Origin of the sequence: Rhodopseudomonas sp. WA056, from assembly GCF_010906995.1 — a bacterium.
GTDB lineage: Bacteria > Pseudomonadota > Alphaproteobacteria > Rhizobiales > Xanthobacteraceae > Rhodopseudomonas > Rhodopseudomonas palustris_G.
Window position 1 is genome coordinate 26,807 of sequence record NZ_QPFS01000038.1, and the last position, 10,048, is coordinate 36,854.

Annotated in this window: 10 protein-coding genes; 6 read left to right on the forward strand and 4 right to left on the reverse strand. The window is 65.6% G+C overall.

Translation table 11 applies throughout. The features are described from left to right. Window positions 1–15: 15 nt before the first annotated feature. From DU475_RS10100 to DU475_RS10115, 4 genes are read right to left on the reverse strand one after another with little or no spacing between them, the layout of a single operon-like run. Window positions 16–1,077 (reverse strand): ABC transporter ATP-binding protein, encoded by a 1,062-nt coding sequence (locus DU475_RS10100; protein WP_142882133.1) that lies wholly within the window; start codon window positions 1,075–1,077, stop codon window positions 16–18. Further along, window positions 1,074–1,859: an ABC transporter permease gene (locus tag DU475_RS10105; RefSeq protein WP_047308098.1), complete on the reverse strand. Its 786-nt coding sequence runs from the start codon at window positions 1,857–1,859 to the stop codon at window positions 1,074–1,076. The genes DU475_RS10100 and DU475_RS10105 overlap by 4 nt, the downstream gene beginning before the upstream one ends. 4 nt (window positions 1,860–1,863) lie before the next feature. After that, a complete protein-coding gene (locus DU475_RS10110) occupies window positions 1,864–2,679 on the reverse strand; it encodes an ABC transporter permease (RefSeq protein ID WP_013503707.1) in 816 nt (271 codons plus the stop codon). Window positions 2,680–2,725: 46 nt separating this feature from the next. Next, a complete protein-coding gene (locus tag DU475_RS10115) occupies window positions 2,726–3,733 on the reverse strand; it encodes an ABC transporter substrate-binding protein (protein ID WP_164632039.1) in 1,008 nt (335 codons plus the stop codon). Between the two features lie 345 nt (window positions 3,734–4,078). On the opposite strand from DU475_RS10115, the gene DU475_RS10120 reads away from it, so the two are divergent. From DU475_RS10120 to DU475_RS10145, 6 genes are all read left to right on the forward strand, one after another. Continuing rightward, on the forward strand, window positions 4,079–4,318 hold the full coding sequence (locus tag DU475_RS10120) for a hypothetical protein (RefSeq protein WP_013503709.1): 240 nt from the start codon (window positions 4,079–4,081) through the stop codon (window positions 4,316–4,318). 262 nt (window positions 4,319–4,580) lie between these two features. Next, the gene (locus DU475_RS10125) at window positions 4,581–5,045 is read left to right on the forward strand and encodes a hypothetical protein (protein WP_013503710.1); all 465 of its coding nucleotides are present in this window, start codon (window positions 4,581–4,583) and stop codon (window positions 5,043–5,045) included. Between the two features lie 328 nt (window positions 5,046–5,373). After that, window positions 5,374–6,993 (forward strand): ABC transporter substrate-binding protein, encoded by a 1,620-nt coding sequence (locus tag DU475_RS10130; protein WP_164632041.1) that lies wholly within the window; start codon window positions 5,374–5,376, stop codon window positions 6,991–6,993. A gap of 165 nt (window positions 6,994–7,158) precedes the next feature. Further along, complete coding sequence (locus tag DU475_RS10135; protein WP_114358010.1) at window positions 7,159–8,172, forward strand: ABC transporter permease; 1,014 nt, start codon at window positions 7,159–7,161, stop codon at window positions 8,170–8,172. 10 nt (window positions 8,173–8,182) lie between these two features. After that, entirely contained in the window at window positions 8,183–9,094 is a 912-nt protein-coding gene (locus DU475_RS10140) for an ABC transporter permease (RefSeq protein ID WP_013503714.1), read from the forward strand. 2 nt (window positions 9,095–9,096) lie between these two features. Next, on the forward strand, window positions 9,097–10,048 hold a 952-nt coding region (locus DU475_RS10145), incomplete at its 3' end, for an ABC transporter ATP-binding protein (RefSeq protein ID WP_246700296.1).

Below are 10,048 nucleotides of genomic sequence, written 5' to 3' on the forward strand. Positions count from 1 at the left end.
TCTCGTTCTGGTTCGTCACAGATGTTCGGGCAGCAGCCGGATGGCTTCGGGATCAGCCACGAGGCCGATGCGATCGCCGCCCCGGATCGGCAGCGCGTTCGGCGCGTCGATCGCCAGTGGTCGTGCGGCCGCGCCGGACACAACGATCCGCTGGCGGTCGCCGACGAAACTGACGCTGTCGACGACGCCCTGCAGCGTCGCGGCCTCGGGTGCTGCGATCCGGATCGTCTCCGGGCGGATCATCGCGACCGCGCGGCTGTGGCTGACGCTGTCGGCGATGCGCCAGTGTCCGCCCGGCAATCGCAGGGCCCCATCGGCAATCTCGGCCTCGATGATGTTGGCTGCCCCGACGAACTCGGCGACGAACCGGCTGGCGGGTCGAAAATAGATCTCGCGCGGGGTGCCGACCTGGGCGATCGCACCCTTGCTCATCACCACGATGCGGTCGCCGAGCGCCATCGCCTCGGCCTGGTCATGCGTCACGTAGATCGTGGTGATGCCGAGCGAGCGCAGCAGCCGGTCGAGCTCACCGCGCAGCTTGTCGCGCAAGGCAGCGTCGAGTGCGGTGAGCGGCTCGTCGAGCAGTAGCACCGCGGGACGAATCGCCACCGCGCGGGCCAGCGCGACGCGCTGGCGCTGACCGCCGGAGAGCTGATCGATCCGCCGATGCTCCAGCCCGGCGATGTTGGTGAGCGCCACCAGCTCGGCGATCCGGGCAGCGCGCTCGGCCCTGGCAACGCCGCGGATCTTGAGGCCGTAGCCGATGTTCTCGGCCACCGTCATGTTCGGAAACAGCGCGTAGGATTGGAACACCATGCCGACGTTGCGGCGCTCGATCGGCACCGAGGTTACATCGACGCCGTCGAACAGCACCCGTCCGCCGGCATCGGGGCTCTCCAGTCCGGCGATAATCCGCAGCATTGTGGTCTTGCCGCAGCCGGAAGGGCCGAGCAGCACCATCGTCTCGCCGCGCGCGATGCTCAGGCTCGCCGGCTCGAGCGCGCGCGGGCCGTCCGCAAAGGTCTTGCCGCAAGCGGCGACCTCGACCGCCACGCCGTGTCCGCCATTTGCCGTCATCGCTTCGGCTCCCGTTCCGCGAGCAACTGCATCGCCACCAGCAACGGGACGATCATGATGAAGAAGATCAGCGTGTAGGCCGAGGCGACTTCCAGCCGCATCGACGCGTAGCTGTCGGCTAGGCCGACCGGCAGCGTCTTGGTCAGCGGCGTGTGCAGCATCCAGGTGAGATTGAACTCGCCGAGCGACAGCGTCACCACCATCAGGGCGCCGGCCAGAATGCCGGGCATCGCATTCGGCACGATCACATCGACGAACCGCCGGCCCGGCGAAGCGCCGAGCGAGGCCGCGCCTTCATCCAGGGTGCGGATGTCGATGGTGGCGAACACCGCCATCACCGAGCGCACCATGAACGGCATGGTGAACACCACATGGCCGACCAGAATGAACAGCCAGGAGCGACGAAATTCGCCGAAGCCGCCATAAGTCAGCAGCAGCGCCAGTGCGATCGCGAGCCCCGGGATCGCCAGCGGCAACGTGATCACCTCCTCGATCAGCCGCGACCAGGTGCCGCCGCGGATGTGCAGCGCATAGGCGGCAGGAACGCCGACAGCGAGGGTGACGGCGAGCGTGGCAAGCGCGATCACGAACGACAGCACGATACTGTCGGCATACAGCGCCCACACCTGCACCACCCATTGCAGGGTGAGGCCGGAGGAGATGCCGCGGAAGTAATTCGCGGTGACGCCTGCGGCGATCGACAGCAGCGCCGGTACCACCAGGAACGCGGCGACCAGCAGAGTGAACAGCAATTGACCGACGAAAATCAGGCGATCACGCATTACATCAGCCCGTCGCCGCCACGGTGCCGCCGGTCAACGACCGCGCCAGTGCCAGCATCGCCCAGGAAATCAGGCCGAGACCGACCGACAGCGACGCCGCGGTGGCAAAGTTCGCCGCCAGCGTGAACTCGGTGTAGATCAGCATCGGCAGCACGTCGATATTGGTGGCGAGCGTGAAGGCGGTGCCGAACGCCCCCATCGCGGTCGCGAATGCGATCGCGCCGGAAGCCACGAACGCCGGCACCAGCGCCGGCAGCACCACGTCGCGCTGCACAGCCCAGGGACTGGCGCCGAGCGAACGCGCGGCCTCTTCCAGCCCAGGATCGAGCTTCTGCACCGCCGCCATGATGGTGAGGATCACCCGCGGGATCGAGAAATACAGATAGCCCAGGAACAGCCCCCAGATCGAATAGGCGAACACCACCTTGCTTCCAGAGACGAGCCGCGTCAGATCGCCGATCACGCCCTGGCGTCCGGCGAGCAGGATGATCAGAAAGCCGATCACCACGCCGGGAAACGCGAGTGGGAAGGTCAGCATCGCGATCAGCACGGCGCGGCCGGCAAAGCGATGGCGCTGCAGGAACAGCCCGGCGACGGTGGCGATCACCAGCGTCGCCAGCGTGGTCGCGGCGGCGAGCAGCACGGTGTTGATCAGAGTCGCGCGGTAGCGCGGCTCCAGCAGGATTGCCAGGTAGCCTGCCGCCCCGTGCGGCCCTTCGGCCCCGACCGCCACCAGCCGCGTCATCGGCAACAGGAAGAACGCCGCGGTCAGAACGACCAGCGGCGCCAGGCAGATCAATAGGAAACGTCGGTGCTTCATGATTTGGAGCTGTCCCGGCCGTCGCCGGCCGGGACGATGGACCGGCTCAGCGGACTTCGGCCAGGTAGCGATCGGTGAAGGCCTTCTGGGCGGCTTCCATCTTGGCCCAATCGACGTTCTTGGCGCGAGCGTAGTCGCTGTCCGGGAGGAACTTGGCCTTGACCTCAGCGGGCAACGCGATCGGCCGCGCCGGGCGCAAGTACGCGTTGGTCCAGATCGCCTGCCCCTTGTCGGACAGCAGATAGTCCATCACCTTCTTGGCCTTGTCGGCGTTCGGAGCGCCCTTCGTCAGGCCGACCACATAGGGGAACACGACCGAGCCTTCGCACGGGATTACGAAGGCGAAGTTGCCCTTCTCGGTGTACTTGGCCCGATACGCGTTGAAGTCGTAGTCGAACAGGATCGGGATCTCGCCCGACACGACGCGGGCGTAGGAGGTCTGCTTCGGCACGATCGCGTCGTTGGCGTGCAGCTTCTTGAAGAACGAAACCGCGGGCGAGAAATCCTGATCGCTGCCGCCGAGGGCGAGATTGACCGCCACCGCGCCGACATAGCCGACCGCCGCCGACGGCGGATCGAGATAGCCGACCATGCCCTTGTAGTCCGGCTTCTCGAGATCTTTCCAGCACGCTGGAACCGGCTTGCCGCCGAGCGCATCGACGTTGACGAACAGGCCGAGCGTTCCGGAATGGATCGCGGTCCACTCGCCGTCGGGATCCTTCAGGCCGGCCGGAACCTCGTCCCACTTCGCCGGCTTGTACGGCTGGGTGACGCCCTGCGCCTTCGCCTTCATGCCGAAATTGACGCCGAAATAGCCGATGTCGGCAACCGGGTTGCTCTTCTCGGCGATGAGCTGCGACAGCGCCTGACCGGAGTTCTTGTTGTCGAACGGAATGTCGTAGCCGAGATCGGCCTTGACCTGCTTGAGCATCGTCGCCCAGTCGGCCCATTGCGGCGGGCAGTTGTAGCAGATCACATCCGCGGCCTTCGCCGGCTGCAGAGATGCGAATGCGGACAGCGCCAGCAGCGCGGCGACCAGACGGACCGGTTTCATCAGCTTCCTCGTTTCGATGTCAGCGGGCGCCCGCCAGCCATGCCGACGCGGCGCGTCCTCACCTATCGGCGGCCCATGACAAGCTTGCGACAAGACAGGTACTCTGTGGTGCGGCGACCGCAGCCGCACATCCACCTTGGAACTTTCACCCGCGCAGATGATTGGGAGGCGGATGGCTGTGCCCGGCTCCGCCGAAGCAGGACGCCGCCGCGCACGCCGCATTGCCGAACGTGAGTTGCGACGATCGGTCGCCCGGATCGCATTGGCCAGCTCACCCGCAATCGACCCGACAAATGCCCGCCTGCACGATTGGCCAGCATGCGGGCTCAACGAAAGGAGCCGCCGATGCCGACGCCCGCCAAGAGCAACGCCTGCAGACCGTGGGACGACGAACAGGTCGAACGGCTGAAGGAGCTGATCGCCAGCGGGGCCTCGGCGGTGCGTGCGGCCGCTGCATTGAAGCGCGCGCGCTCATCGGTGCAGGTCAAGGCGCGCAAACTCGGGATGCCGTTCATGGCGAGTCGCGATGCCAAACGCATTCGCAACGCCAAAATCGCCGAGGCGGAAAGCCGGCTCGCCCGCTGAGTCGACGCCTGCGGTACGATCTTCCATCTGTTACACTCGACCTGCGGAGTGCGGCGAGCTGTCGCGCCTCATGACCAGATGCGCAACGGCTCGGCTCCCACTCCACCACCCGCTACCTTTCGCCAAAGTGCTAATCGGATGAATAACTAAGGTGCCAGATTTTTGCGGCGCGGCTGTGGAAAACAGCACATAATGCGCCGGCTATCGCCGCCATCGAATCAAATCTGAAAGGCGCCCGCGAAGCGGGCGGAAGGGTCAAACAATGCAATATTGGATCATTGCATTCACGGCCGCGCTGGTCGTGGTCATCGGGTACGCCGCCGGTCCGGTCGGCGCGCTGGTATCGCTGCTCGCTTTCGCGGGCTCATTGTATTTGATGTGGGCACGCAAGCTCGGCTTCGCCGGCGCCTGGACGCGGTTCGCGCTCGATCGTTTCTCGGCTCCGTTCTGGAAGGGCGAGAACTGGGAACGCTTCAACGCCATGTTCCACGATGGTGAGAGCGTGGTGAAGGCCGGCACCGTCGCCACTGCGCTGATCGCGCTGTCGCTGATCCTGCCGCCGAGCCAAGTCGCGCTGATCGCCGTCGTGGTGGCCGCATGGTACGCGTTCGAAGTCTATCGCAGCCATCGACCGCTGCCGCGCGCGACCACCGCCATCGAAGCCAAGCCGGTCAGCGATCCGGTGATCTACGCGCCGGCGCGCAACGAGACCGTGAAGATGAACTGACCGCGTCGGGCGGACGGTTCAAGCCAGCGGGCGGCGGGGGCATCCTCGCCGCCTTTATTTTTGGCTCGACCGCATGGCGGGACCGGAGCCGGCTTAGCGAGCCCCGACGTCCAACCTGCCGCCGCAGCCTACTCACTCGCGCGACTTATGCTGCCTATTTTGAAGGCAATTTTTGCTCTTTGTATGCAATTTACTCTCAGCGACCGGTCCAGCGCCGCCTCCCGGATCGCATTTCGACGCAATATCAGACACTTGCCGAGATAACCGCGTCTGGCACGATGCTTGCGAAGCAGTTCCATAGCCCCCTCCTCGTGCTCTGGAGCTCTAAATGAAGCGTCGCGATTTCCTGAAGTCTGCATCCGCCCTCGCCGCTGGTGCGATGGTGCCCGCACCGGTGATCTGGTCTGCCGCCAAGGCCGACGCCCGATCGGAGACCCTGCTGGTCGTCTCCGAAAGCGGTCCGAACAATCTCGACATCCACGGCGTCGGCACCAACGTGCCCGGCTACGAGGTGTCGTGGAATTGCTACGACCGGCTGATTACCCACGAGATGAAGGAAGGCCCCGGCGGCGTCCCCTACTACGATAAGGACAAGTTCAAGGGCGAACTCGCCGAGGACATGAACGTCGGCGACATGTCGGTGACCTTCAAGCTGAAGAAGAACGCCACCTTCCAGGACGGCACCCCGGTCACCGCCAAGGACGTCAAATGGTCGCTCGATCGCTCGGTCAGCGTCGGCGGCTTCCCGACCTTCCAGATGAGCGCAGGCTCGCTGACCAAGCCCGAGCAGTTCGTCATCGTCGACGACCACACCGTGCGGGTCGACTTCCTGAAGAAGGACAAGCTGACGATCCCGGATCTCGCGGTGATCGTGCCGTGCGTCGTCAACTCTGAACTGGTGAAGAAGCACGCCACCGAGAAGGACCCGTGGGGTCTCGAATACACCAAGCAGAACACCGCCGGCTCGGGTGCGTACCGCGTGGTGAAGTGGACCGCCGGCACCGAAGTGATCATGGAGCGCAACGACAAGTGGGTCGGCGGCCCGCTGCCGAAAATCAAGCGCGTGATCTGGCGGATGGTGCCGCAGGCCGGCAACCGACGGGCTCTGCTGGAGCGCGGCGATGCCGACATCTCCTATGAGCTGCCGAACCAGGACTTCGCCGAAATGAAGCGCGACGGCAAGGTCAACGTGGTGTCGCTGCCGATCAGCAACGGCATCCAGTATCTCGGCATGAACGTCTCGCAACCGCCGTTCAACAATCCGAAGGTGCGCGAGGCGGTCGCTTACGCCGTGCCGTACCAGAAGATCATTGACGCGGTGATGTTCGGTCTCGCCAATCCGATGTTCGGCGCGGCGGCGGACAAGCAAACCGAGGTCAAGTGGCCGCAGCCGACCAAATTCAACACCGACATCGCCAAGGCCAAGGCGCTGATGGCCGAGGCCGGCTACGCGAACGGCTTCGACACCACGCTGTCGTTCGACCTCGGCTTCGCCGGCGTCAACGAGCCGATGTGCATCCTGATCCAGGAAAGCCTGGCGCAGATCGGCATCCGCTGCACCATCAACAAGATCCCGGGCGCCAACTGGCGCACCGAGCTGAACAAGAAGGTGCTGCCGCTCTACGTCAACATCTTCTCGGGCTGGCTCGATTACCCGGAGTACTTCTTCTACTGGTGCTACCGCTCCGGCAATTCGATCTTCAACACCATGAACTACAACTCGCCGGAGATGGACAAGCTGATCGAAGCCGCCCGCGTCGCCGCCGCGGCCAACGATCTCCCGACCTACGATTCCAGCGTCAAGGGCTTCGTCGATCTCGCTTTCACCGACATCCCGCGCCTGCCGCTGTACCAGCCCTATCTCAACGTCGCGATGCAGAAGAACGTCTCCGGCTTCGCCTACTGGTTCCACCGCCGGCTCGACTACCGAACGATGGTGAAGGGCTGAGGCTCTTCTCCCTCTCCCGCTTGCGGGAGAGGGCCGGGGTGAGGGCGACGCGGGCACAGCGCTCGCGCACCCCGCCCCCGCCCCTCCCCGCAAGGGGGAGGGGAGCAGGCCGCGGCGCTTGGCAACGCAATGCTCTCTAACGCCATGACTTAAGGGTATGATCCAATGCTAACCCTGATCGGCAAACGCCTGATGTTCGCGATCCCGAGTCTGATCGGGGTGGTGATCGTCACCTTTCTGCTGACGCGTGCGCTGCCCGGCGATCCGGCGGCGTATTTCGCCGGACCAGCGGCGAGCAAGGAGGCGATCGAGCAGATCCGCCACAAGCTGGGACTCGACAAGTCGCTGCCAGAGCAGTTCGTCCGCTACACCGCCGATCTGGCCCGCGGAAATCTCGGCGAATCGCTGACGACCGGACAGCCGGTCGTCACCGAGATCAAGAACCGCCTCCCCGCTTCCGCCGAGCTGACACTGTTCGGGCTGGCGCTGTCGGTGGTGATCGCGATTCCGCTCGGCATCATGGCGGCGACGCGGCCGGGCTCGTGGATTGATCATCTGTGCCGGGTGACGACCACCGCCGGCGTGTCGCTGCCGGTGTTCTTCACCGGCCTGCTGCTGGTCTACGTGTTCTACTTCAAGCTCGGCTGGTCGCCGGCGCCGCTCGGGCGGCTCGACGTGTTCTACAGCGCGCCCGAGACGGTCACCGGCTTTTATCTGATCGACAGCCTGATCGCGCGCGATTTCGAGACTTTCCGCTCCGCGCTCAGCCAGTTGCTGCTGCCGGCGGCGACATTGGCGATCTTCTCGCTGGCGCCGATCGCGCGCATGACCCGCGCCTCGATGCTGGCGATCCTGGCATCGGACTTCGTCCGCACCGCCCGCGCCAGCGGCCTGTCGCCGCGCAAGGTGACGATGACCTACGCGTTCCGCAACGCGATGCTGCCGGTGGTCACCACGCTGTCGATGGTGTTCTCCTTCCTGCTCGGCGCCAACGTGCTGGTCGAGAAGGTATTCGCCTGGCCGGGCATCGGATCCTACGCGGTCGAGGCGCTGATCGCCTCGGACTTCGCGCCGGTCCAGGGCTTCGTGCTCACCATGGCGGTGATGTACGTGCTGCTCAATCTGGCGATCGACATCCTCTACGGCGTGATCGACCCGCGCGTGCGGCTGGAAGGCTAGGAGCATGACCATGACCAGCATCTCCCATCCGCTCAACGAGCCGTCGGCGCCCGCGCCAACGGCGCGCCGCTCCGGCCTCGCCGAGACGATCTCCCACGCGCGCTACGTGCTCGGCGGCAACCGGGTCACCGCCTTCGCATTCGGCCTGCTGGTGGTGATCGTGCTCGCCGCGCTGTTCGGACCGTACCTCGTGCCGTATGACCCGCTCGCCAGCAACACCGCCCAGGCGCTGAAGCCGCCCTCGGCGACCAACTGGTTCGGCACCGATCAGCTTGGCCGCGACATCTTCAGCCGCGTCGTGGTCGCGACCCGACTCGACCTGTTCATCGCGGTCGCCTCGGTGGTGCTGGTTTTCCTGATGGGCGGGCTGGCCGGCGTCGCCGCCGGTTACTTCGGCGGCTGGACCGACCGCATTGTCGGCCGCATCGCCGACACCATCATGGCGTTTCCGCTGTTCGTGCTGGCGATGGGCATCGTCGCCGCGCTCGGCAACACCGTGCAGAACATCATCATCGCCACCGCGATCGTGAACTTCCCGCTGTATGCCCGGGTCGCCCGCGCCGAAGCCAATGTCCGCCGCGAGGCCGGCTTCGTGATGGCGGCGCGGCTCTCCGGCAACAGCGAGATGCGTATCCTGCTGGTGCACATCCTGCCGAACATCATGCCGATCATGATCGTGCAGATGTCGCTGACGATGGGCTACGCCATCCTCAACGCCGCCGGGCTGTCGTTCATCGGCCTCGGCGTCCGTCCGCCGACCGCCGAATGGGGCATCATGGTCGCGGAAGGCGCGAGCTTCATGGTCTCGGGCGAATGGTGGATCGCGCTGTTCCCCGGCCTTGCGCTGATGACCGCCGTGTTCTGCTTCAACCTGCTCGGCGACGGCCTTCGCGACATCTTCGACCCACAGCGGAGGACGTGAGAATGACCACCCAGCCCCTCCTCGAAGTCCGGGATCTCACGGTCGAGTTCGCCACCCGCCGCGGCATCGTCAAGGCGGTGCAGCATGTCGATATCAGCGTCGGCAAGGGCGAGACGCTGGCGATCGTCGGCGAAAGCGGCTCCGGCAAATCGGTGACGTCCTATGCGGTGATGCGGATTCTCGACCGCGCCGGCCGGATCGCCGAAGGCTCGGTGATGTTCGGCGGCATGGATATCAAGGCCGCGACCGAAAAGGAGATGCGCGACCTGCGCGGCCGCGAGATCTCGATGATCTTCCAAAACCCGCGCGCCGCGCTCAACCCGATCCGCAAGGTCGGCGACCAGATCGAGGACGTGCTTCGCCAGCACGTGCAGTCGACCTCCGCCGATCGCGGCGAGAAGGCGATCGCCGCGCTGGAGGCGGTGAAGATCGCGCGGCCGCGCGAGCGCTATCACGCCTATCCGTTCCAGCTCTCCGGCGGCATGTGCCAGCGCGTGGTGATCGCGCTGGCGCTGGCCTGCAATCCGCAGCTCCTGATCGCCGACGAGCCGACCACCGGCCTCGACGTCACCACCCAGAAGGCGGTGATGGATCTGATCGTCGAACTGACGCGGAGCCGCGGCCTGTCGACCATCCTGATCACCCACGACCTCGGGCTGGCGGCTGCCTATTCCGACCGCGTGGTGGTGATGGAGAAGGGCCGCGTGGTCGAGACCGCGTCCGCGGCCGACATCTTCTCCAATCCGCAGCACCCCTACACCAAGAAACTGATGCGCGCCACGCCGCGCCTCGGTGTCGGTCTGCGGGAGCTGCTGCCGGAGGACGAGCGAAGCAGCGCGGCCGAACACGGCACGGCGCGAACCTCTCCCCACGCGCGGGGAGAGGTCGGATCAGCGCGTAGCTATGATCCGGGTGAGCGGGCGTCTCCACGTGTCGGAGCGCTCGGCCTTGCGG

What these genes read in the sequence shown, in the direction of transcription:
- DU475_RS10110 (WP_013503707.1), bottom strand. Translation starts at nt 2,679, where the DNA reads ATGAAGCACCGACGTTTCCTATTGATCTGCCTGGCGCCGCTGGTCGTT.
- DU475_RS10135 (WP_114358010.1), top strand. Translation starts at nt 7,159, where the DNA reads ATGCTAACCCTGATCGGCAAACGCCTGATGTTCGCGATCCCGAGTCTG.
- DU475_RS10130 (WP_164632041.1), top strand. Translation starts at nt 5,374, where the DNA reads ATGAAGCGTCGCGATTTCCTGAAGTCTGCATCCGCCCTCGCCGCTGGT.
- DU475_RS10100 (WP_142882133.1), bottom strand. Translation starts at nt 1,077, where the DNA reads ATGACGGCAAATGGCGGACACGGCGTGGCGGTCGAGGTCGCCGCTTGC.
- DU475_RS10120 (WP_013503709.1), top strand. Translation starts at nt 4,079, where the DNA reads ATGCCGACGCCCGCCAAGAGCAACGCCTGCAGACCGTGGGACGACGAA.
- DU475_RS10105 (WP_047308098.1), bottom strand. Translation starts at nt 1,859, where the DNA reads ATGCGTGATCGCCTGATTTTCGTCGGTCAATTGCTGTTCACTCTGCTG.
- DU475_RS10115 (WP_164632039.1), bottom strand. Translation starts at nt 3,733, where the DNA reads ATGAAACCGGTCCGTCTGGTCGCCGCGCTGCTGGCGCTGTCCGCATTC.
- DU475_RS10125 (WP_013503710.1), top strand. Translation starts at nt 4,581, where the DNA reads ATGCAATATTGGATCATTGCATTCACGGCCGCGCTGGTCGTGGTCATC.
- DU475_RS10140 (WP_013503714.1), top strand. Translation starts at nt 8,183, where the DNA reads ATGACCAGCATCTCCCATCCGCTCAACGAGCCGTCGGCGCCCGCGCCA.